This window comes from Caballeronia grimmiae (genome assembly GCF_022879615.1).
Lineage (GTDB): Bacteria > Pseudomonadota > Gammaproteobacteria > Burkholderiales > Burkholderiaceae > Caballeronia > Caballeronia grimmiae.
The window spans coordinates 505,952-528,643 of sequence record NZ_CP084272.1; the positions used below are offsets into that span (position 1 = coordinate 505,952).

General features: G+C 64.5%; 19 protein-coding genes and 3 riboswitches. Of the genes, 12 read left to right on the plus strand and 7 right to left on the minus strand.

Annotation, left to right across the window (positions count from 1 at the left end):
* Positions 1-34: 34 nt before the first annotated feature.
* A riboswitch (cobalamin riboswitch) is annotated at positions 35-276 on the minus strand.
* 54 nt (positions 277-330) lie between these two features.
* Positions 331-575, plus strand: a riboswitch (cobalamin riboswitch).
* Between the two features lie 114 nt (positions 576-689).
* The 4 genes from cobW (at position 690) to LDZ21_RS15965 (ending at position 7,243) form a co-directional block, all read left to right on the plus strand.
* On the plus strand, positions 690-1,769 hold the full coding sequence (cobW, locus tag LDZ21_RS15950) for a cobalamin biosynthesis protein CobW (protein WP_244795770.1): 1,080 nt from the start codon (positions 690-692) through the stop codon (positions 1,767-1,769).
* A gap of 4 nt (positions 1,770-1,773) precedes the next feature.
* A complete protein-coding gene (gene cobN, locus LDZ21_RS15955) occupies positions 1,774-5,547 on the plus strand; it encodes a cobaltochelatase subunit CobN (protein WP_244795771.1) in 3,774 nt (1,257 codons plus the stop codon).
* Entirely contained in the window at positions 5,544-6,557 is a 1,014-nt protein-coding gene (locus tag LDZ21_RS15960; RefSeq protein ID WP_244795772.1) for a magnesium chelatase ATPase subunit I, read from the plus strand. Before cobN ends, LDZ21_RS15960 begins: the two co-directional genes overlap by 4 nt.
* Positions 6,558-6,670: 113 nt before the next feature.
* The gene (locus tag LDZ21_RS15965) at positions 6,671-7,243 is read left to right on the plus strand and encodes a vWA domain-containing protein (RefSeq protein ID WP_244795874.1); all 573 of its coding nucleotides are present in this window, start codon (positions 6,671-6,673) and stop codon (positions 7,241-7,243) included.
* Here the strand turns inward: LDZ21_RS15965 and cobJ are convergent.
* From cobJ to cobG, 4 genes are read right to left on the minus strand one after another with little or no spacing between them, the layout of a single operon-like run.
* Positions 7,222-8,850, minus strand: a complete 1,629-nt coding sequence (gene cobJ, locus LDZ21_RS15970) for a precorrin-3B C(17)-methyltransferase (RefSeq protein WP_244795773.1) — start codon at positions 8,848-8,850, stop codon at positions 7,222-7,224. The two genes, LDZ21_RS15965 and cobJ, sit on opposite strands and share 22 nt — an antisense overlap.
* Positions 8,838-9,566: a precorrin-2 C(20)-methyltransferase gene (locus tag LDZ21_RS15975; RefSeq protein WP_035964542.1), complete on the minus strand. Its 729-nt coding sequence runs from the start codon at positions 9,564-9,566 to the stop codon at positions 8,838-8,840. Before LDZ21_RS15975 ends, cobJ begins: the two co-directional genes overlap by 13 nt.
* Positions 9,563-10,189 carry a precorrin-8X methylmutase gene (locus tag LDZ21_RS15980; RefSeq protein ID WP_244795774.1) on the minus strand — a complete coding sequence of 209 codons (627 nt, stop codon included), beginning with the start codon at positions 10,187-10,189 and terminating at the stop codon, positions 9,563-9,565. Before LDZ21_RS15980 ends, LDZ21_RS15975 begins: the two co-directional genes overlap by 4 nt.
* Positions 10,182-11,396, minus strand: a complete 1,215-nt coding sequence (gene cobG / locus LDZ21_RS15985; RefSeq protein ID WP_244795775.1) for a precorrin-3B synthase — start codon at positions 11,394-11,396, stop codon at positions 10,182-10,184. Before cobG ends, LDZ21_RS15980 begins: the two co-directional genes overlap by 8 nt.
* A gap of 119 nt (positions 11,397-11,515) precedes the next feature.
* Positions 11,516-11,706: riboswitch (cobalamin riboswitch) on the minus strand.
* Between the two features lie 83 nt (positions 11,707-11,789).
* Between cobG and cbiE the strand changes: the two genes are divergently transcribed.
* Genes cbiE through LDZ21_RS16010 form a run of 5 tightly spaced genes read left to right on the plus strand, consistent with a single transcriptional unit; the run spans position 11,790 to position 15,993 of the window.
* On the plus strand, positions 11,790-12,998 hold the full coding sequence (gene cbiE / locus LDZ21_RS15990) for a precorrin-6y C5,15-methyltransferase (decarboxylating) subunit CbiE (RefSeq protein WP_244795776.1): 1,209 nt from the start codon (positions 11,790-11,792) through the stop codon (positions 12,996-12,998).
* 31 nt (positions 12,999-13,029) lie between these two features.
* The gene (locus tag LDZ21_RS15995) at positions 13,030-14,127 is read left to right on the plus strand and encodes a cobalt-precorrin-5B (C(1))-methyltransferase (protein WP_244795777.1); all 1,098 of its coding nucleotides are present in this window, start codon (positions 13,030-13,032) and stop codon (positions 14,125-14,127) included.
* Positions 14,124-14,858 carry a cobalt-precorrin-6A reductase gene (locus LDZ21_RS16000; RefSeq protein ID WP_244795778.1) on the plus strand — a complete coding sequence of 245 codons (735 nt, stop codon included), beginning with the start codon at positions 14,124-14,126 and terminating at the stop codon, positions 14,856-14,858. Before LDZ21_RS15995 ends, LDZ21_RS16000 begins: the two co-directional genes overlap by 4 nt.
* Positions 14,855-15,580: a precorrin-4 C(11)-methyltransferase gene (gene cobM, locus LDZ21_RS16005; RefSeq protein ID WP_244795779.1), complete on the plus strand. Its 726-nt coding sequence runs from the start codon at positions 14,855-14,857 to the stop codon at positions 15,578-15,580. Before LDZ21_RS16000 ends, cobM begins: the two co-directional genes overlap by 4 nt.
* 5 nt (positions 15,581-15,585) lie before the next feature.
* Positions 15,586-15,993 (plus strand): DUF4186 domain-containing protein, encoded by a 408-nt coding sequence (locus tag LDZ21_RS16010; RefSeq protein WP_244795780.1) that lies wholly within the window; start codon positions 15,586-15,588, stop codon positions 15,991-15,993.
* Positions 15,994-16,013: 20 nt separating this feature from the next.
* On the opposite strand, the gene LDZ21_RS16015 is transcribed toward LDZ21_RS16010, so the two are convergent.
* Entirely contained in the window at positions 16,014-16,775 is a 762-nt protein-coding gene (locus LDZ21_RS16015) for a TerC family protein (RefSeq protein WP_244795781.1), read from the minus strand.
* Positions 16,776-17,047: 272 nt separating this feature from the next.
* Between LDZ21_RS16015 and LDZ21_RS16020 the strand changes: the two genes are divergently transcribed.
* From LDZ21_RS16020 to LDZ21_RS16030, 3 genes are all read left to right on the plus strand, one after another.
* A complete protein-coding gene (locus LDZ21_RS16020) occupies positions 17,048-18,184 on the plus strand; it encodes an OpgC domain-containing protein (protein ID WP_244795782.1) in 1,137 nt (378 codons plus the stop codon).
* Positions 18,185-18,331: 147 nt separating this feature from the next.
* On the plus strand, positions 18,332-18,505 hold the full coding sequence (locus tag LDZ21_RS16025; RefSeq protein WP_035964337.1) for a DUF1328 domain-containing protein: 174 nt from the start codon (positions 18,332-18,334) through the stop codon (positions 18,503-18,505).
* A 141-nt stretch (positions 18,506-18,646) separates the two neighbouring features.
* On the plus strand, positions 18,647-20,491 hold the full coding sequence (locus tag LDZ21_RS16030) for a sigma-54-dependent Fis family transcriptional regulator (protein ID WP_244795783.1): 1,845 nt from the start codon (positions 18,647-18,649) through the stop codon (positions 20,489-20,491).
* Here the strand turns inward: LDZ21_RS16030 and eutC are convergent.
* Both eutC and LDZ21_RS16040 read right to left on the minus strand, forming a co-directional pair.
* Complete coding sequence (gene eutC / locus LDZ21_RS16035; protein WP_244795875.1) at positions 20,488-21,261, minus strand: ethanolamine ammonia-lyase subunit EutC; 774 nt, start codon at positions 21,259-21,261, stop codon at positions 20,488-20,490. The two genes, LDZ21_RS16030 and eutC, sit on opposite strands and share 4 nt — an antisense overlap.
* Entirely contained in the window at positions 21,261-22,637 is a 1,377-nt protein-coding gene (locus LDZ21_RS16040; protein WP_244795784.1) for an ethanolamine ammonia-lyase subunit EutB, read from the minus strand. The genes eutC and LDZ21_RS16040 overlap by 1 nt, the downstream gene beginning before the upstream one ends.
* Between the last annotated feature and the right edge of the window lie 55 nt (positions 22,638-22,692).

The following is a 22,692-nucleotide window of genomic DNA, read 5'->3' on the forward strand; positions in this document are numbered from 1 at the left end:
TTCGGCGAAGCGCGTCGCATGCAATCACGCAATGCGCTTCGTTCCTGCGCTGGCCGGTATCCGGGCTTGCGACCTCACCGTGCGGCCTTCCCGCCTTCGGCAGTGGCATTCGAGCACGATGCGCGGCATTGCACGATGACAATGCCGCTGGTCGCGTACCGTTGCGGGGACAGCACAGGCTGGCGCGTGGTTCGTCTGACGAGCACGGCTTCCTGTTTCCCGTTTAACTGCGCGTTGCGTTGGAACGCGCGAGCACCAGTCGCGGGCCAAAGATACCATAGGCGCTTCTTCAAAGCGCGTGTTTCCTTGACGCTCGTGCCCGCTACGCCTAGACTTTCACGCAGTTTTGGTGCTCGTGTGCGAGCTTCTTTCGCGCACAGTTAAACGGGAAGCAGGGAGCGCCTGGCCATGCATGATCATGGCTTGCGTCAACCTGCGCTGCCCCCGCAACGGTAAGCGACTGGCGGTATCGGTATTGACGATGCCGCGCATTGCGCCACACGCCACTGCCATCGGCAGGAAGGCGGTGCAATGAAGCCGCAAGCCCGGATACCGGCCAGACTTTCGCAAGGACCCATGCCGCGGGGATGCGGCCCGGTCCATGATCACAGAGCCGTGCGCATTCCCGTTCGACATCGCATTTCATGCCTTGAGCGGCACGGCGCACGCACACACGCCACGGAGCAACGATGCAAACCCGCAAGATTCCCGTCACCGTCGTGACCGGCTTTCTCGGCAGCGGCAAGACCACTTTGATGCGCCACATCATGTCGAATGCGCAGGGCTTGCGCCTGGCGGTCATCGTCAACGAGTTCGGCGAACTCGGCATCGACGGCGAGATTCTGAAGGGCTGCGGTATCGGCTGCGATGACGAAGCGGCCTCTGCGGACCGCAATCTCTATGAGCTTGCGAACGGTTGTTTGTGCTGCACGGTGCAGGAAGAGTTCTATCCCGTGATGGAGCAATTGCTCGAACGGCGCGACCGCATCGACCACGTGCTGATCGAAACGTCCGGTCTCGCATTGCCGAAGCCGCTCGTGCAGGCGTTCAACTGGCCGTCCATCAAGAATGCTTTTACCGTGGATGCCGTGATCACGGTCGTCGATGGCCCCGCTGCTGCGAGCGGCCACTTTGCGTCCAATCCCGCCGCAGTCGACGCACAGCGCAAGGCCGATCCGAACCTCGACCATGAATCGCCGCTGCATGAACTGTTCGAGGATCAGCTTTCATCGGCCGATCTGGTGATCGTCAACAAGACGGACCTGATGGACGGCAATGCATTTGGCCAAGTGGAAGCACTCATACGACCCGAGATTCCGCCGCAAGTGAAGATCGTCCCTGCGCAGATGGGCCGGCTCGATCTGCATGCGTTGCTCGGCTTGCAATCGGCATCGGAAGAGACGATTCATTTGCGGCACGATCATCACGGTGCGGTAGATGATGAAGGCCACGCCGACCATCATCACGACGCGTTCGATTCGGTCGTCGTTCAGGCGATCATCGAGTCGCGCGAGCAGGCCATCGCCGCGTTGCAGAGTCTCGTCGAGCACCACACGATCTATCGTGTGAAGGGCTTTGCTGCGCTTCCCGGCGCTGCAATGCGTCTGGTCGTGCAAGGCGTGGGACGTCGTTTCGATAGTTACTTCGACCGGCGCTGGTCCGACGGCGAAGCGGCCAGCCGGTTCGTGCTGATCGGAGAAGACCTCGATCAGCCGGCGCTCCAGTCCGCATTCGATGCCGCGCTCGCCAGCGCGCCGGTCCAGGCCTGACACGATGCATTTACTACGCACGACACCTGGCGGTTTCGTCGACGATGCCGCTGGCGTCATACGCATCGAGCAGACGCGTGCGCCGATCGTCGTGCTCAGTTCGGCGGACACGACGCTCGCACTGCTGGCGAGCGCGTTTCCGCGCCTCGAAGCGGGCTTTCCCGAAGTGCGGCTCGCAAATCAGTCGTTCTTGCGTCAGCCTGCATCGGTGGACTTCTATATCGACGACGTCGTGCGTCACGCGAAGGTCGTCATCGTCGACCATCTCGGCGGCGAATCGTATTGGCCGTATGGGATCGAGCGGCTCGTGTCGCTTGCGAAGAGCGAGAAGCAAGTGCTCGCGATGTTCTCCGGCGATCTCACCGAAGACCCGAATCTCATCGCCAAGAGCACGGCCGACGCCGCGTTCTGCCGCGTCATGTCGCGTTATCTGCGCGAAGGCGGCGCGCGCAATGCGGAAGCGTTCCTGCGCGCGATCGCTCATCATGCGCTTGGCTTCGGGCGCGAGCCGCAGCCGCCGAGTCCGTTGCCTGCTGTCGCCATCTATCATCCCGAGCACGATATCGCCGTGATCGACGACTGGCGCGCGCGATGGACCGCGGGCGCGCCAGTCGTCGCGGTGCTGTTTTATCGCGCGCATCTGCAAGCGGGCAATACAGCGGTATTCGATGCGCTGATCGATTCGCTCGAAAATGAGGGGCTCAATCCGCTGCCGATCGCGATTTCCTCCCTTAAGGAAAGCGTCAGCCGCGAAGTGGTCGCGCGCTTGTGCGCGGAGCATCATGCGTCGCTCGTATTGAATACGACGGCGTTCGCAGCGGGCGTGATCGGCGAGAGCGAAGCATTCGAAGTGGCCGGCGATGCCCCCGTGCTGCAAGTGGTTTTAAGCGGCGGCAATCGTGAAGACTGGCAGAAGGACAATCACGGCCTCAATTCGCGCGATGTCGCAATGCATATTGCGTTGCCCGAAGTCGATGGCCGCATCATCACGCGCGCAGTGAGTTTCAAGGGGCTTGCGTATCACTGTCCGCATACGCAAGTCGACGTCGTGCGCTATCAGCACGATGCCGAGCGCGTGCGCTTCGTCGCGGAACTGAGCCGGCGCTGGTGCGCGCTGCGGCATAAACCGAACGCGGCCAAACGCATCGCGCTGGTGCTGGCGAACTATCCGGCAAGCGAAGGGCGCATTGGCAACGGCGTGGGTCTCGATACGCCGGCGTCCGCAGTCGGCATTCTGTCGATGCTTGCGCGCGAAGGCTATCGCGTCGGCACTATTCCCGAGAATGGCGATGCGCTCATCGCGGCGTTGACGCAAGGCGTGACGAACGATCCGGTCGTGCGCGATTTGCGTCCCGCGCTGCAAAGCCTTTCGCTCGAGGAATATCGTGCTGCGTATGACGCCGTTCCCGCCGATGCGCGCGCTGCACTGGAAGCAACATGGGGCGCACCCGAGCAAGACCCGACGATAAGACGCGGCCGCTTCATGATCGCGGGCTTTCGTTGCGGGGAAGTCTTCGTTGGCATTCAGCCTTCGCGTTCGCGTGAACGGAACGACTACGCGAGCTATCACGATGCCGAACTCGTCCCGCCGCATGCTTATCTGGCGTTCTATTTCTGGCTGCGTTCGCGCTTCAATATCGACGCCATCGTGCATGTAGGAAAGCACGGCAATCTCGAATGGCTGCCGGGCAAGAGCGTGGCGTTGTCGGCGTCGTGCTGGCCCGATCTGATTCTCGGCCCAATGCCGCATCTTTACCCGTTCATCGTCAATGATCCGGGCGAGGGCAGTCAGGCGAAGCGGCGCGCGCAGGCGGTCATCATCGATCATCTGATGCCGCCGCTCACGCGCGCTGAGAACTACGGGCCTTTGCAGGACCTCGAACGGCAAGTCGACGAATACTACGAAGCGTTAATGGTCGATGCACGCCGCGCAAAACTTTTGCGCAAGTCGATACTGCAAAACATCGTCCAACACAGACTGCATGAAGAGCTGGGGCTGGACGCGCCGCGCGACATCGCGGGCGAAGACGCATTGCTCACGCGCGCCGATGCCTACCTGTGCGAACTGAAGGAGGCGCAGATACGCGACGGCCTGCATGTGTTCGGCGTATCGCCCGACGGCGTGCAGCGCCGCGATACGTTGCTTGCATTAGGGCGTTTTCCAGTTGGCGATGGCCAAGGTGCGAACGCGAGCCTCATCACCGCGCTCGCACGCGATCTGCAACTGGGCGATGCCTTCGATCCGCTAGACGCCGACTGGTCCGCATCATGGACGGGCCCGCGCCCTGAAGCATTGCAAGCGGTGAGCAGTGCGCCGTGGCGTCATCATGGCGACACGCGCGAGCGCCTCGAATGTCTTGCGATGCAACTGCTGCAAGACGATGCTCGCGTGCCCGGAGCACATACGAAACTCGTGCTTGAACGCCTGAAAAGCGATGTCCTCTCGCGCCTCGATGCATGCGGACCGCAAGAGCTGATGCAACTCAGGCGCGGTCTCGAAGGGCGCTTCGTGCCGCCGGGACCGAGTGGTTCGCCATCACGCGGCAGGCCCGACGTCTTGCCTACCGGTCGCAATTTCTATTCGGTCGATACGCGCGCCTTGCCGACGCAAGCCGCCTGGTCGCTCGGGCTCAAGTCCGCGAACATGCTCGTCGAGCGACACGTGCAGGACCACGGCGACTATCCGCGTGCGATCGGCTTGTCGGTGTGGGGCACGGCGACGATGCGCACGGGAGGCGACGACATCGCTCAGGCGTTCGCGCTCATCGGCGTGCGGCCGAAGTGGGCGGCGGGCAGTCATCGCGTGACGGACTTCGAGATCCTGCCCATCTCCATCTTCAATCGTCCGCGCATCGACGTGACCTTGCGGGTATCGGGTTTCTTTCGCGATGCGTTCGCCAATCTCATGCATCTCTTCGACGCGGCGGTGCAGGCCGTTGCCGCACTCGAAGACGAGCCGGACGACGTGAACCCGATTCGCGCACGAATTCTGCGCGAGCGCGATGAACTAATCGGCCGCGGTGTCGATGCAACGGAAGCGCGTCGCCGTGCGGGCTGGCGTGTCTTCAGCACGAAGCCCGGTGCATATGGAGCGGGCTTGCAGGAATTGATCGATGCGCGTCAGTGGCACACCGACGCCGATCTCTCGGAGGCTTATCAAAGCACGGGCGGTTATGCGTATTCGCAAGGCGGCGACGGCGTCGAAGCGCGCGCGAGCTTCGGCACGCGTCTCTCATCGCTCGATGTGGTGCTGCAAAACCAGGACAATCGCGAACACGACATTCTCGATTCGAACGACTATCACCAGTTTCAGGGCGGCATGGTGGCGGCGGTGCGTTATCTGTCGGGCTTGCAGCCGCAGGCGTACAACGCCGATCACAGCAACCCGGCGGCGCCGCGCGTTCGTACGCTCAACGAAGAAATTGCACGCGTGGTGCGTGCGCGCGTCGTCAATCCGAAATGGATCGATGGCGTCAAGCGACACGGCTACAAGGGCGCATCTGAACTGGCCGCAACGGTCGACTATCTATTCGGCTACGACGCCACGGCGCGCGTCGTGTCCGATCATCAATATGCGCTCGTCACCGATGCTTATGTGAACGATGCCGGCACGCGCGACTTCATCGCCCGTCACAACCCGCACGCGTTGCAGTCGATCTGCGAGCGTTTGCTCGAAGCGATGGAGCGCGGCTTGTGGCAAGCGCCGGGCGACTATCGCGAGGCGGTGACGCGGCATCTGCTCGATGTCGAGCAGCAACTCGAGAGCCGACAGATTTGAACGATACCTCTTCATTTCCAGTGTTTCCTTTCACCGCGCTCGTCGGACAGGCGCCGTTGCAGCAGGCTTTGCTGCTCGCGGCTGTCGATCCCTCGCTTGGCGGCGTGCTCGTCAGCGGGCCGCGCGGTACGGCGAAATCAACGGCGGCGCGCGCGCTCGCGGAGCTTCTGCCCGAAGGACGGCTCGTGACCTTGCCGCTCGGCGCAAGCGAGGAACAGTTGATTGGCACGCTGGATATCCAGAGCGCGTTGCGCGACGGCGGCGTGAAGTTCTCGCCGGGCCTGCTGGCGAAAGCGCATCGCGGCGTGCTGTATGTCGACGAAGTGAACCTGTTGCCGAATCCGCTCGTCGATCAGTTGCTCGATGTGGCGGCGAGCGGCGTGAACATCATCGAACGCGACAGCATTTCGCACCGGCATGATGCGCGCTTCGTTCTTATCGGGACGATGAACCCGGAAGAAGGCGAACTGCGTCCGCAATTGCTGGACCGCTTCGGGCTCGCGGTGGAACTGGACAATTGTTTCGATGCGAACGTGCGACAGAGAATCGTCAAGTCGCGTCTTGCATTCGATACGGATCCCGAGGCATTTCGTGTGCTCCATGCGGACAACCAGGCGGCGCTCGGCGAACGTATCGATGCCGCGCGCGCCGCGCTGAACCACTACGATTTCGACGATGCCGTTCATGCGCGCGTCAGCGAGCTTTGTATCGCCGCGCAAGTGGATGGCTTGCGCGCGGACCTCGTGATGCTACGGGCGGCGCGTGCGCTCGCGGCGCTCGAAGGCGCGCATCGCGTCGAGACGAAGCATGTCGAATGCGTGGCCGAAGCGGTGTTGCGTCATCGACGCCGTGAGCAGGACGCGCAGCCGCAAAGAGCGCCGCAAGAGATGCCGCCTCGTCAGGCAAACGGCGCGAGCGCACAGGATGGCGAGTGGGGCTACGTGCCGCCCGAGCCGGTTGGCGCCGCGAAGATCAAGCAAGTCAGGCCGCTCGCCGAAAAAAAAGCCTGAGCCATCGAAGGCTCGACGCCGATGCGCAAGCGCATCGTCTTCGATGGCAGAACGCGCGTTCGCGGGGCCACTACCGTACTCACGATGGCGCGGACAGCGCACGCATCGACTGGATAGGGACGCTGCGAGCGAAGCGCGCCGCGCCTTTTCATGCGGCACATTTGCGCTTTCGCCACACCGATGGCGACGCGAGCGCGTTGCATTGCTTCGTGCTCGATTGCTCCGGCTCGATGCTAGGCGGCGAACGTCTCGCACGCGCCAAAGGCATGTTGATCGCGCTGTTCGACCGCGCTTATCGCGAGCGCGCTGAGGTTGCGCTGGTGTGCTTCGGCGGCGGCCGCGCCGAAGTGCGCCGTCAGCCGGGCGCGGCGCATTGGTTCAACGAGCGATGGATTGCGCCGATCGGCGGCGGAGGCGGTACGCCGCTCACGCTCGGCATGGCGAGCGCGGCAACGGTGCTTGCGCGCGCTGCACGGCGCAGGCCCGATCAACGGCGCTGGCTATGGCTGCTGACCGATGGCCGCGTGAACGAGCGGCCCGCCGCGCCTTCTTTTGCGGATCGCATCATCGTCGTGGATTTCGAGGATGGACTCGTGCGTGTCGGCGGGGCTGAGGCGTTGGCGGTGTCGTGGGGAGCGCAATGCGTATCGGCGGATGCGCTGCTTCAATACCAGCGCGGCGTATAGACCCAGTCGCCGAAGCTGCGTGTTCGCGATGAACCGACGATCACCATCGTGCGCATATCGACGAGGCCGCCGTGCAGCTCGCCCAGCGTGACCGTGCGGATCGTCTCAGCGGGACGTCCCACGTCGCGGCCGAGCACGACGGGCGTCGCTGCATCGCGATACTGCCGCACGATGCTCATCGCGCGATCGAACTGCGAGGGCCGCGCCTTCGATAGCGGGTTGTAGAACGCCATCACGAGATCGGCTTCGCATGCATGTGTGATTCGTTTCTCGATCACGTCCCAAGGCTTCAGGTTGTCCGATAGCGACAGCACGCAGAAGTCATGGCCGAGCGGTGCGCCCGCGCGTGCGGCCGTCGCGAGGGACGCGGATACGCCCGGCAAAATGGTCAGCTTGACCGCGTTCCATTCGGGATGAGTCGCGCAGCCTTCTTCCAATGCTTCGAGCACGGCGGCGGCCATCGCGAATACGCCCGGATCGCCCGATGAAACGACGACCACGTTGCGTCCGGCGCTCGCGAGTTCGAAAGCATGGCGCGCGCGTTGCAACTCTTCGCGGTTGTCGCTCATATGCACGCATTGATCGGCGCGATACGGTCCCGCCATGCGCAGATACGTTTCATAGCCGAGCACGTCCTGCGCGGCGATGAGCGCGGCCTTCGATGCGGGCGTCATCAGATCCGCGTTGCCCGGGCCCAGGCCGATTACGGTCAGCATCCCGCGTGCGCGGCCAATGGTTTGCACATCGACAGGGCCGTCCGCCACGGTGATGCCGATGTCTTGCGAAGGCATCGCGTCGCTGAAACGCAGCGGCACGTCGAGTGCGCTGGCGGCATCGGCGAGGGCATCGCGAGCCATCGCGTGCGTCGGTGCGACGAGTGCTGCGAGCGCAAGCGGGGACAAGCGGTGTGCACGTAACGCGTCACGCACGCGTTCTGCGACAGGACCGCTCACGTCATGCACCCACGCCACCACGCAGCGCGGATGAATCACGAGCGCATCGTCGTGTTCATCGATATGCGGCGTGACGCGCACCGCGAGGCGCGCATCGGCACTGCGCGGAAGATCGGCGTGATCGAGCCAGGGTGCATGACCTTCTATGCGCGTCGTTTCGCCCGCGAGCAAGTCGGATACGAAGCGCTTGCCGCGCTCGATATCGGCCAGCGCATATCCTTCCGGCGGCGCAAGCAGGCATGTGCCGAAGCGCAATTCGCCGCTTGTCGTAATCGCTGGTTTCACGTCGAGCGCAGCAGCGATTTCCTTAGCAAGCACGTTGACGCCGCTCATGCCGCCGAGGAGCGGCACCACCGCGCTGCCGTCCTGCGCGACGGCCAGCACGGGCGGTTCGGCTTGCTTGTCGCTCAGGCAGGGCGCAAGTGCACGAATCAGGATTCCCGCGGCACATAGCGCGACGATCGGCGTATCGGATGCATAGAGCGAACGCAGATGCGTGCCGAAATTCTCGTAAGCACGATCAGCGTCCACGCGGCCCGCAAGACCATGCACGAGCGATCCGGCGTATTGCGCCTGAATGCGGCGCGCAGTGTGCATCCCGCTTTCACCGAGCACGACGATGGCAAGCGTCGAATGCGTCTTCACGCCTGCCATTTTTTCCCCGGCACGACGAGCAGCGAGAAATAAGGCGACGCCATCGGATCGACTTCATCGAGCGGGACGATGCGTTGATTCGCCATCGTCGCGCGTTCGACATAAAGCGCGCGCTTGTCCAGCCCGAGTTCGATCAGGACGCGGCGCACTTTCTCGAAGTTGCGTCCGAGTTTCATGACGACGGCCGCATCCGACGATTCGAGCTTGCGCCGAAGTTCCTCTTCGGGCAGCACGCCCGAAAGGACGCTGAGACTTTGATTGCGATACACGAGCGGCGCGCCAAGCACCGATACGCCGCCTAGCATCGAGCACACGCCGGGGACCACATGCGCGTCGAAGCGTCCGGCCAGGCGGTCGTGCAGATACATGTACGAGCCGTAGAAAAAGGGATCGCCTTCGCAGATCACCGCGACATCGCGCCCCGCTTCGAGATGATCGGCGATGGCGAGTGCGGATTCATCGTAGAACGCGCTGATGATGGTTTCGTAGCAAAGCGGCGGTTCGAGCGCTTCCGTCGTGACCGGATAAACGAGCGGCAGGCGCGTTTGTGTATCGTCGAGATGCGACTCGATAATGCCGAACGCATTGCCTTTCTTTCCCTTCGCGACGAAATAAGCTACCACCGGCGCGGACTTCAACAGCCGCAGCGCCTTGACCGTGATGAGTTCAGGATCGCCCGGACCGACGCCCAGCCCGTAGAGTCGTCCGCTCATCATTCGGTCTCCGAAGCAAGTGCGTTCACTGCGGCGGCGGCCATTGCGCTTCCGCCGCGCCGTCCGAGCAAGGCGACGTAAGGCACGCCGCGGCTGTCGGACGCAAGCAGCGCCTTGGATTCCGCCGCGCCGATGAAACCAACCGGAAAGCCCAGTATGAGCGCGGGTTTCAGTGCGTCGTCATCGATCATGTCGAGTAGATGAAAGAGGGCGGTCGGCGCATTGCCGATCGCGACGATCGCGCCTTCCAGATGCGGCCTCCATAGCTCGAGCGCGGCGGCGGATCGCGTGTTGTTCATTGCACGGGCGCGTTCGGGCACGGATGCATCGCCGAGCGTGCAGATCACGCGGTTATCGGCGGGAAGGCGTGCGCGCGTGATGCCTTCCGCGACCATGCGTGCATCGCAGAGAATGGGTGCGCCCGCAGCAAGCGCCGCGCGGCCCGCATCGCCTGCACCGGGAGAAGAACGCAAGTCATCGACGATATCGGTCATGCCGCACGCATGGATCAAACGCACGGCGACCTTCTCAATATCGGAAGGAATGGCGCTCAGGTTGGCTTCGGCGCGAATCGTCGCAAACGACTGACGATAGATTTCGGCGCCGTCGCGAATGTAGTCAAGCATCGGCATGTCTCCAGGCAAGCCATGCGGCCGCCTCTTCGATGGAAAGATCGTGCGCGACGCACTGTGCCTGCTGATGCACGTCATAGCGGCCGGTTCCGACCGCGAACAGCGTTACTTCAACCGGATGCGCCGCCGCGCACGAACGATCGCAACCGCTCAAGTGCACGTATGTATTCGGTGGCAACAGCGGCGCGAGGCGGTGCGCATCGGCTTTGGTGTCGGCGTGGCTTTTGGCGCAGCCGGCCGATCCTGTACATGCGATGAGTCGCGCAAGCGGATGGCGCGCGTCGGTGACGAGGCCGAGCGCATCGAGGCGATTTATCACGTATCGCGTGTCCTGCATTGCGACGCCGGGCAGCACTACACTTTGCCACGGCGTGAAAATGAGCCGCCCCTGCGCATGCGATGACGCGAGATCAGCGAGCGCGTCGAGCGTCGCCGCATCCAGACGGCCAAGCGGCGGTTGTGCGCCGACGTACCATGCATCGTGTTCGGGCATTGCGTGTGCGCCCAGACGCAGCGACGCATCGGACGGCGCACGCCGCCATGTCGTGCATGCGGCATCGAAGGAAAGCGCATCGAGAAAGCGCGCAACGCTGATGCGTGCAAGCACCTCGCGCATGCGATGTTCCTGTTGCGTCGCCTGTGCCAGAAACGCATGCAACACTGCAATCACAAAACCCACGGCATCATCGCGTGCAACGCCGCCAAGCGCGGGCGCATGTTCGACGTGATGCGGCATCGACCCTGCAAAACCGAACGCAAAACGCGCGCCGCCATCGAGTGCAGAGAGCCACACATCATGCCTATGATCGAGCATGGCGAGCGATTCGCCGCCATCCAGTTGCAGCGAAAATTTCGGCGATAACGCGTGTAGCGCGGCATCGTTTTGCATCGCGGCAATGATGCTGGCGGCGAGCGTGCGCGTCGCGTCGTTGGCGAGCGGGCTTAGCATGACGTTGCGGATATCGTCGCCGCCTTCCGCCTGCGGACCGAGGCCGGCGTTCAAGGCGCTATCGATGAGTTCCGCGTGGGCATCGTCGCGGATGCCGCGCAGTTGCAGATTGGCCCGGTTCGTCACGTCGATGACGCCCGAACCGCAAAGCACGGCGGCGCGTGCAACCGCATGCGCTGCATGCGCGCTCAGTTCGCCGCCGATGAGACGCAAGCGGGCGAGGCCGCCGTCTCGTGCGGGCACGATGCGCATGAGGCCCGGACAAGCCGATGGCCGCGATGTCGAAGAATGTGCGTTCAAAAGCGTAACGGATGCGGTATCGCGCCATGAACAGACCGGTACACCCCGCCCGGCGGGCTCGCGCGAAATAAGCGTTGATTCTGGCGTCGGCAGGTCTCTTGGCTGGCAGGTCGCCATCCGCGCCGGCCTTCCCGGTATAAACCAGTGGCAGTGGAGCGCGGACTCGCTGCGTACAATTGCGGGGGCAGCCACAGTTTTGCTGTGTTCCCTGTTAGGCCCTTCAGGTTTTACCCTGGCAGGCACCGACGGACGTTGTATTATGCCCGCTTTTATCGACCATCAGACCGCTTCGTGCATGCAGTTTTCTCGTGATGCACGCAGCGAACCGCAAGGAGGGAACGGCACATGTCGACCTGGCTGACCGTGGTGGGCATTGGCGAAGACGGCTGGCATGGCCTGAGCCGCGCGGCACGTCGCGCGCTCATCGAAGCCGGTTCGATCCACGGTGGCGAGCGTCATCTCGCGCTTCTGCCCGCACGTATCGCGGCGCGCCGCGCGCCGTGGCCCAAACCCTTTTCCATCGATGCCGTGCTCGCGGAACGCACGCGCGGCACGCGAGTATGCGTGCTCGCAAGCGGCGACCCGATGCACTTCGGCGTCGGCGCCACGCTCGCACGCGAGCTTTCGCCCGATGAAATGCGCGTGATTCCCGCGCCTTCCTCGCTGTCGCTCGCAGCGGCGCGCCTGCACTGGGCGTTGCAGGATGCACAGTGCGTATCGCTCGTCGGGCGTCCGGTCGCGGAACTGCTCGCCCATACGTTTCGCGGCGCGCGCCTTCTCGTGCTGAGCGCCGATGGCTCGACGCCCGCGGCTATCGCATCGTTGCTGACCGTGCATGGCTTCGGCGCAAGCCGCATGAGCGTGTTCGAGCATCTCGGCGGTATCGGCGAGCGCCGCATCGACGAACGTGCGGACGATTGGCGCGAGCCGTTAGTCGCTGCGCTCAATCTCGTGGCGATCGACTGCAGGACGCACGCAGGCCACGCCGGCCCGCCGCTCACGCCCGGTCTGCCCGACGAAGCCTATCGTCACGATGGCCAGCTCACCAAGCGCGATGTGCGCGCCATCACGCTCGCGCGTCTCGCGCCGCAGCCCGGCGAATTGCTATGGGACGTGGGCGCGGGCTGCGGTTCGATCGGCATCGAATGGATGCGCGCGCATCCGGCGTGCCGCGCAATTGCGATCGAAGCGAATGAAGGGCGGCAGCGTCTCATCGAGCACAACCGCGATGCGCTCGGCGTGCCGACGCTCAGGCTCGTGAAGGGCGAAGCGCCCGCTGCGCTCGATGGCCTTCCCGCACCGGATGCGGTATTCGTCGGCGGAGGGGCGACCGCGCCCGGCGTGCTCGATGCCTGCTGGTCGCGGCTGCGGCAGGGCGGCCGTCTTATCGTCAACGCGGTGACCTTGCAGAGCGAAGCGGCGCTCGTCGACTGGCGCGCGCGGCACGGTGGCGAACTGACGCGCGTGAGCGTCGCGCACGCCGAGCCGCTCGGCAACTTCGATACGTGGCGGCAAGCGTTGCCGATCACCTTGCTGCATGTTTCCAAGTCGTGAGCGTTCCTAACTATATCGTTCCATTCGACGCATGCGCGACGAAACGCCCGACGCCCCCGCGCCGCTGAGAAGCGGCTATACCACCGGAAGCTGCGCGACCGTCACGAGTCTCGCGGCTGCGCGTCTCTTGTTGACGGGCGAAGCAAGCGAACGCGCCGCGATCGTGTTGCCACGGGGCCAGCACGTCACGATGAAGCTCGAATTCTGCCGCCTGATCGAGGGCCAGCGCGATGAAGCGGAAGCCGGCGTCATCAAGGATGCCGGCGACGATCCCGACGTCACGCACGGCGCGCTGGTGTTCGCGCGCGTGCGACTGTCGGCGGATGCGGGCGTGCGCTTTCATGCCGGGCCGGGCGTCGGCACCGTGACGCGCGCGGGACTTGCGCTCGCGATCGGCGAACCGGCGATCAACCCCGTTCCTCGTCAGATGATGACCGGGCACCTCGAACGACTCGCGGCCATCGCAGGCTATGCGGGTGGCTTCGACGTGACCATCGGTGTCGAAAATGGCGCGGCGCTCGCGCAGAAAACCATGAACCCGCGGCTCGGTATCGTCGGCGGCTTGTCGATACTCGGCACGACCGGCATCGTCAGGCCGTTTTCGTGTTCGGCGTATATCGCGTCGATTCATCAGGGCATCGACGTCGCGCGGGCCAACGGTGTGCGGCATATCGCGGGATGCACGGGCAACCAGAGCGAAGACGCGATGCGCGCGCGCTACGGCATGCCCGATATCGCGCTGATCGAAATGGGCGATTTCGCGGGCGCGGTGTTGAAGCACTTGCGACGCGCGCCGGTCGAGAAGCTCAGTTTATGCGGTGGCTTTGGGAAGCTGAGCAAGCTCGCGGCGGGACACATGGACCTGCATAGCCGCAGTTCGAGTATCGACTTGACCCTGCTCGCGGTGTGGGCCGCCGATGCCGGTGCAAGTGATGCGCTGCAATCCGCGATTCGCGCGGCGAATACGAGTCAGGAAGCGTTAAAGCTGGCACGCGCCGAGAGCATCGAACTCGGCGATGTCGTCTGCGCGCGGGCGCGTGACGTTGCGCGTGCTGTGGTGCCGCAAGGCATCGTCGTGGAGACGTTCGCCATCGACAGGCAAGGGGTGATCGTGGGAAGCGCAGTATGAAGCGTGTCTTGATGCTGGGCGGAACGGGCGATGCGCTCGCCATCGCGCGCCGGCTAACGAAACCGCATGTCTACAGCATCGCGGGCCTCGCGCGCGTGCCTGCCGATCTGGCGTGCGAAGTGCGCGTCGGCGGATTCGGCGGCGTGGCGGGACTGATCGGCTATCTGCACGCAAACGATATCGCGCTCGTCGTCGATGCGACGCATCCCTATGCCGCGCAAATGAGCCGTCATGCGCGCGAGGCGTGCACGGCTGCCGGCATTCCGCTCTGGGCCGTGCGGCGTCCCGCATGGCAGTGCCAACCCGGCGACGACTGGCGTGAGGCGGCGAACTGGCGCGGCATCGTCGAAGGAATCGCGGCGTTTCATCGGCCACTGTTCACGCTCGGCCGCGAGCCGCTTGCGCATCTCGATGAGATTCCCGCGTCGCAGCACTGGACCATCCGCTGTCTCGATCCGCACGAAGGCAACGCGCGCGCCGATATCATCGACGCACGCGGCCCGTTCGATATCGCCGGCGAACGTGCGCTCTTCGATGCGGCGCGCATCGACGTGATCGTCAGCAAGAACAGCGGCGGCAAGGCGACGGAAGCCAAGCTCGCCGTGGCGCGCGAAAGAGGGCTGCCCGTCGTGATGCTCGCGCGTCCCTCGCTGCCCGCGGTCGAGCGCGAATTCGACGACCCCGCGAGCGCGCTGGATGCGCTGCTCGCTTTCGACACGAACACCCAATGACCGTCTACTTCATCGGCGCAGGACCGGGCGATCCCGAACTCATCACCGTCAAAGGGCAAAGGCTGATTCGCACGTGCCCGGTGATTCTCTATGCCGGATCGCTGGTGCCTGACGCCGTGTTGTCGGGGCATCGCGCGACACGTATCGTCAATACGGCCGAACTCGACCTCGATGCAATCGTCGCGCTTCTGAAGCAGGCGCACGACAACGGCCAAGACGTGGCGCGCGTGCATTCCGGCGATCCATCGCTTTACGGCGCAATCGGCGAACAGATTCGACGTATCGAACAGATCGGGATTCCTTATGAAATCGTGCCCGGCGTGACGGCGACGGCGGCATCGGCGGCGGCGCTCGGTTGCGAACTCACGCTGCCCGGTATCTCGCAGACCGTCATCCTGACGCGCTATGCCACGAAGACGTCGATGCCGCCGGGAGAATCGCTCGCGGACCTCGCGCGTCATCGCGCAACGCTCGCGATTCATTTGGGCGTGCGTTATATCGAGCGGATCGTCGCCGATCTCGTGCCGCACTATGGCGAGGATTGTCCAGTCGCTGTCGTGTTCCGCGCGAGTTGGCCGGACGAGGAGCGCGTGAAGGGCACGCTTGCGGATATCGCGCAGAAGGTGCGCGCAGCAGGCATGGAGCGCACTGCAATGATCATCGTCGGGCGCGTGCTGGACGCAGAAGGTTTTGCCGATTCCACGTTGTACGGGAAGGACTGAATCGAATGCGCGACCTCGACGCCGTGTTCGAAGCACTCGGGAAATCGGCGTTTCGCCGGCGTTTTGCGCTGGGCGTGCGGGAAGGGCGGTACTTGCGCGAGCGCGGAATCGAAACGGTGCTCGCGCAGGCGGACGAGTTGATCGGCAAGCGTCTTGCGCCGCAAGCGCCGCCGAACGACGGCAAGCAGACGCCGTTTCGCGGGCATCCGGTGTTCATCGCGCAGCACGCAACCGCGACGTGCTGCAGGACGTGTCTCGCGAAGTGGCATGGCATCGCGGCGGGCAAGGCGCTCGACGAAGCCGAGCGCCGTCATGTCGTCGACGCAATCGGGCGATGGTTGCGTGCGCAGCCCTTACCGCTTACGCCCGAAGCGGCCGCGAACGACAACCCGCAGCGCGAATTGCCGTTCTAGCCGCATCGCCCGCGACGCGCTCAATGCTTCGCTTCGTGCGGGGCCTGACTCCGGCGCTTGCTGTTCGCCTTGCGCGCCAGCATGTTCAGCCCTTCGACCAGCGCGGAGAAGGCCATCGCCGCATAGATGTAGCCCTTCGGCACGTGCGAGCCGAAACCTTCGGCGATCAGCGTCATCCCGATCACGAGCAGGAAGCCCAGTGCGAGCATCACGATGGTCGGATTGCGCTCGATGAACCGCGACAGCGGCCCCGCCGCGAACAGCATCACCGTCACCGCCGCAATCACCGCGATGAACATGATCGGAATGTGCTCGGTCATGCCCACCGCCGTCACGATGCTGTCGATGGAAAACACGAGGTCGAGGACGAGAATCTGGCCGATCGCGGACAACGGCGTGAGCGTGCCGCCTGTCGCGGGGCCGGCGTCGTTATCGTCGTGCGAAACGTGATGGTGGATTTCCGTCGTCGCCTTCCAGACGAGGAAGACGCCGCCCGCAATGAGGATCAGGTCGCGCCATGAGAAGCCGTGACCAAATGCCTCGAAGATCGGCGCCGTGAGCCGCACGATCAGCGCGACGGTGCCGAGCAGGCCGAGCCGCATCACCAGCGCAAGTCCGATGCCGATGCGCTGCGTGCGCTCCCGATGGGCGAGGGGCAGCTTGTTGGTGAGGATCGAGATGAAGATCAGGTTGTCGATGCCGAGCACGACCTCCATCACGACGAGAGTCGCGAGGGCGGCCCAGGCGGCGGGATCGGTGACGAGGGCGGCGAAATAGTCCATGCGAGCGTGTGGTTGATGTGAGAAAGAGGGCGTGATCTTAGCCTGTCCGCCCATAGCTTGAAAGCAAGATGAAAACTTTTCGAGACGAACGGGGGTAGAAAGTTCTCACATATCCTAAAAAGCGACAAAGATCGGATTTGAAACAGAAAACTCCGTCTGTTCCGATGATGCGCTGCCGCATTTACGGGTAAACTCCTATGCTTCGATGCCGCGTGACGCGGCCCCGCTTTTGAACCTGCCTGCGAGCCGCGCAGGAACCCACCATACGCCGCATGTCCGGAAAATCGCAACGCCTCGTCGAGCTGGATTTCTTTCGTGGACTCGTCCTGCTGATTATCGTGGTCGATCATATCGGCGGAAGCATGCTGTCGCGTTTCACGCTGCATGCGTTCGCGCTGAACGACGCCGCCGAAGTCTTCGTCTTTCTCGGCGGTTTCGCCACCGCGACGGCGTATGTGTCGCTCGCGGAACGCCGCTCCGAAAGCGCGGCGCGCATGCGCTTCATCAAGCGCGCGTTCGAGATTTACCGCGCCTTCGTCGTCACGGCGGTGCTGATGCTGGTCGCCACGTTCCTGCTGCGGCCGTTCTACGGTCACGCGCCGAACCTCGCGCTGCATGACCTGGACAGCCTGATGTCCGCGCCGTTGTCGTCCATCGCCCAGATTCTGACGTTCGAGCGCCAGCCGTATCTCGCCGCCGTCCTGCCGATGTACGCGCTGTTCGCGCTTTCCGTGCCGCTCGCGCTGCCGCTGGCACGCAGCAAGCCGTGGCTGCTGCTCGGCCTGAGCCTCGCGCTGTGGGCGTGCGCGCCGCAGATCGGCGAATACATGCCTTCCGTCGACGACACCCTCTGGGACTTCAACCCCGCCGCCTGGCAGCTGATGTTCATGCTCGGCGTGCTGGCGCGCTGCCAGCCGGTGTATCAGCGGATCGCGTCGCATCGCTTCGGCTGGACGATCAGCGCCGCGGCGTTCGCGCTCATCGCCGGCATGGCGTACTACAAGCTGCTCGTGTTGCCGCCCGTGCTCGACAGCGCGTTCAAGCGTGATCTGGCGGGGGCGCGCGTCGTCAACTTCCTGGCAATTGCATGGATCGCGTCGGATCTCGCACGCTACGGCGTCGTTAAGGCGATTGCACGGCGTTTGCCGTGGGTCGGGGCGATCGGGCGCGACGGCATGGTCTGCTTCGTCGCGGGAACGGTGATATCGCTCGTCGTCGATTCGATTCTCTTCACGATGACCGACGGTTTCATCAACGTGCCTGCCGGTCTCGCCGCCGATGCAATCGCGATTACCGCGCTGCTGGCGGTGCCGCGATTGCATCAGCCGGTCGCGGAGTGGTTGCGTGCGCGGCGGCCCGTGCCGGCGAGTGCGGCGGTTGCTGCAGCGGACAATCGGGCAGTGCGCTAACTCCACGAGAAGGGCAGCACGAGAGTGTGCTGCCCTTTTTCCAGTGCTCCGAAGGCAACTAACCGTCGATCCTTCCGGTGCCTTAAACAACCCCGGCACGACACTTGCAGATAGCGACGCATCCATCACCAGAAAGGACTCGCTGTCATGCTCAAGCTCGCCATCCTCTTCGCGGTGATTTCCGTTATTGCCGGCTTCTTCGGCTTCGGGCGTGTGTCGTCCGGCGCGGCAGGCATCGCAAAAATCTGCTTCTTCATCTTCCTCGTACTGTTCGTGATCTTCCTTATCGTCGCGATTTCGGCGGGGTCGCTCGTGCTGTGACGTCGACCGTGGAAGCCGGGCAGTAGCGCTTCCTCGCATCGACCCGAGAGCCGGGAGAATGTTAGATTCCGTCGAGGAGACATTCGACCGGCCGCGCCGGCCACATCGGTCAGGCGCGCGATGGATCGAAAGGAGGAAGCCATGCATGCCTTCGGCGCGGCTTTGCGGCCGGCGCATCATGACGTCGTGCAGCAGGACGTCATCCGTCACGCACACGAGCGTTCCGCCACGTTCGGCCTCATCGCCGACATGCGACCCGACTACGCCGTGCTGTCCACGCCCGAACTCGCGTTCCGGCTGGACGAAAGCCACACGCTCTTCGCCCATGCGTTGCCGGTCATGGAAACGCTGTACGCACAGATCGCCAATACGCACAGCATGATCGCGCTGACGGACGCGAGCGGGCTTATCCTCCATTCTCTCGGCGACGACGATTTCCTCGCCCGCGCGCAGAAAGTCTCGCTGCGGGCGGGCGCGGTATGGAGCGAGGCGCTGCAGGGCACGAACGCGATCGGCACGACCATCGCGGCGCGCGAAGCCATCACCGTGCACGGCGACCAGCACTATCTGCGCGCCAATCACTTCCTGACGTGTTCGAGCGTGCCGATTCTCGATCCGCTCGGCAACCTGAGCGGCGTGCTCGACGTGACCGGCGACAGGCGCGGCTATCACCAGCACACGATGGCGCTCGTCAGGATGTCCGGGCAGATGATCGAAAACCGGCTCATCGGGAGCGCGTTCGACGATGGCTGGCGTATCCATTTCCACAGCCGCCCTGAGTTCATCGGCACGTTGATGGAAGGCATCGCCGTTTTCGATTCCGGCGGCCGCCTGCTCAGTGCGAACCGCAGCGCGCAGTTTCAGCTGGGCGTCGAACTCGGACGGCTGCGTAGGGAGACGCTGACCTCGCTGTTCGGCGCGACTGCGGACGCATTGGCCGCGCGGGCAGGCGAAACATGCCGGCTCGAATTGCACAATGGCGTCGGCGTGTTCGCGAGCGTGCGGTTCGATGCGCGCCGCGCGCCATCCACGCCTCGGCGCAGCACGCAGCCTGCGCCGCCGTCGCATCTGCTCGACCTCTGCACCGGCGATCCGGCCATGCGCGATATCGTCGAGCGCGTCAGCAAGGTGATCGGCAAGCCCATACCGATACTCATCGGCGGCGAGACCGGCGCGGGCAAGGAAATGCTCGCGCGCGCCATTCATCGCGATTCGCCGCGTCGCGATGGCCCGTTCGTCGCGGTCAATTGCGCGTCGCTGCCGGAGACTCTGATTGAATCCGAACTGTTCGGCTACGCGCAGGGCGCATTCACCGGCGCGGCGAAGCGCGGCGCGACGGGCAAAATTGCGCAGGCGAACGGCGGCACACTGTTTCTCGATGAAATCGGCGACATGCCGCTCACGCTGCAAAGCCGTCTGCTGCGTGTCCTGCAGGAGCGTGTCGTCGAACCGCTCGGCGCGGCGCGCGCAACGCCGGTCGATTTCATGCTGATCTGCGCGAGCAACCGCAAACTGCGGGAGCAGGTCGCGGCGGGCGCGTTTCGCGAAGATCTTTATTACCGGGTCAACGGGCTATCGGTGACGCTGCCGCCGCTTCGCGAGCGGACCGACCTTCGCGCGATCATCGGTCGGCTGCTGGCCGGCGATGACTGCGCGGGCCGCACCGTCGGCATCGCGGACGACGTGCTCACGCTGTTCGCGCGGCATCGCTGGCCGGGCAACTTGCGGCAGTTGAGCAACGTGCTGCGCACGGCCTGCGCGATGCTCGACGAACACGACACGCAGATTCGCGTCGGCCATCTTCCGCGCGACTTCCTCGAAGAACTGGACGATGCGCCGACGCCGCCCGCAAGCGATGCGCGTCTCGCCGATATCGCCGTGAGCGCGGTCACGGCGGCGCTCGACAAGCACGGCGGCAACGTATCGGCGGCGGCGCGTGCGTTGGGGGTATCGCGTACGACGGTGTATCGGAAGCTGCGGACTTAAGCGTCGTTGTCGAGCCGTCTTGCGTTCGCGGAAGAGGGCGGCGGCAGCGCGCTGCTGTGATCTTTCAGCGCGACGCCCGTCAGTTCGAGCCTGCGCGCCTCGTGCAACAGCCAGTGCAGCTTGAACGCGGCGGCGTCGTAGCCAAGTCCCTCGGGCCGCACGTTCGATATGCAGTTGCGCTCGGCGTCGCTTCGTCCGGCGTGCGGCGCGTAGGTAACGTAGAGGCCAAGGCTGTCGGGCGAACTGAGGCCCGGCCGCTCGCCGATCATCACGACGACGATCGTCGCCCGTAAAAGCTCACCGATAGCATCGCCAATCGCGACGCGCGCCTGTGTCGCGATCACCACCGGACCGATGGACCAGCCGTCGAGCATCGCGCGCAGCGCCGACAGCAGCGGTGCGGCGTGGCGCTGCGTCGCGATTGCCGAGAGGCCGTCGGCGGCGACGAACACAATGTCGCAGCGCGACGCGCGGGCGGCGAGGCGTGCTGCGCTGGCATCGTCGAGCACGCGGCCCAGGTCCGGCCGGCGCAGGTAGTGATCGCGATCCGGCGCGGCGCTCGCGGCGTCGAGCGTATCGAAGCCGGCGGCGCGAATCGCCTCGGCGAGGGCGGCCGTATCGAGCGGATGATGCACCGCGTCGCGCGCCTGTGCATGGGCGAGCTGGAAGGCGAGCAGCGGCGCGGTCGGCAGGCTGCTGCCCGCGCGCCCGAGCGCAATGCGGGCGTTCGTGAACCGGCGCAGCGCATCCCACGGATTCGCTTCGATCATCATGTGTCGATCCAGTCGAGCAGCGGTTGGCCTGGCGCGGAAAGCAGTTCACCGCACGTATCGGTGACGCGCATTTGCGCGAGCCACGCTTCGAATTCAGGCGCGCGCTTGAGATCGAGCGCGCGGCGGATAAAGAGCGCGTCGTGGAACGAGGTGCTTTGATAGTTGAGCATTACGTCGTCGGCGCCGGGCACGCCCATGATGAAGTTCACGCCCGCGACGCCGAGCAGCGTCAGCAGCGTGTCCATGTCGTCCTGATCGGCCTCGGCGTGATTCGTGTAACAGATGTCGCAGCCCATCGGCACGCCGAGCAGCTTGCCGCAGAAGTGATCTTCCAGGCCGGCGCGGATGATCTGCCGTCCATCGTAAAGATATTCCGGGCCAATGAAGCCGACGACCGTGTTCGTCAGAAGTGGCTCGAAGCGGCGCGCGACCGCGTAGGCGCGCGCCTCGCAGGTTTGCTGATCGACGCCGTGATGCGCGTTTGCCGACAACGCGCTGCCCTGACCGGTTTCGAAGTACATGACGTTGTCGCCGACGGTCCCGCGCCCGAGCGACTTCGCCGCCTCGTGCGCTTCCTGCAACAGCGCGAGCGATACGCCGAAGCTCGCGTTCGCGCGCTCGGTGCCCGCGACCGACTGAAACACGAGATCGACGGGTGCGCCGTGCTCGATCGCGGCAATCGTATTGGTCACGTGGGTCAGCACGCACGACTGGATCGGCGCGTCGTAGCGCTGGCGAAAGTCGTCCATCATCGTGAGCAGCGCGGTGATGGCGGCGGGCGAATCGGAGGCCGGATTCACGCCGATGACGGCGTCGCCGCAGCCGTAAAAGAGGCCGTCGAGCATGGAAGCCGCGATGCCTTTTGGATCGTCGGTCGGATGATTCGGCTGCAGGCGCACCGAAAGCCGCCCCGGCAGGCCGATCGTCGTGCGAAAGCGCGTGACGACCGGGCGCTTCTTCGCGGCGAGGATCAGGTCCTGATTGCGCATGAGCTTGGAAACGGCGGCGGCCATTTCCGGCGTGACGCCCATCTTGATGCGTTCGAGCGCGGCGGTATCGACGCTATCGGAGAGCAGCCACTCGCGGAACTCGCCCACGGTCAGGTGCGCGATGGGCGCGAAGGCATCGGCGTCGTGGGTATCGACGATCAGGCGCGTGACTTCGTCGTCCTCGTACGGAATCAGCGGTTCGTCGAGAAACGTGCGCAACGGCACCCGCGCGAGCGCCATTTTTGCGGCGACGCGCTCTTCTTCCGACGCGGCCGCGACGCCCGCAAGTTCGTCGCCGGAACGCCGCGGACTTGCGCGGGCGAGCAGCGTCTTCAGATCGTCGAAGCGGTAGCGGCGCGCGCCGATCGTCTCGTAGTAGCTCATCGCTTGTCCCTGGACCGATGATCCTGTCACTTTAACCGCATTGCATCGCGTGCAA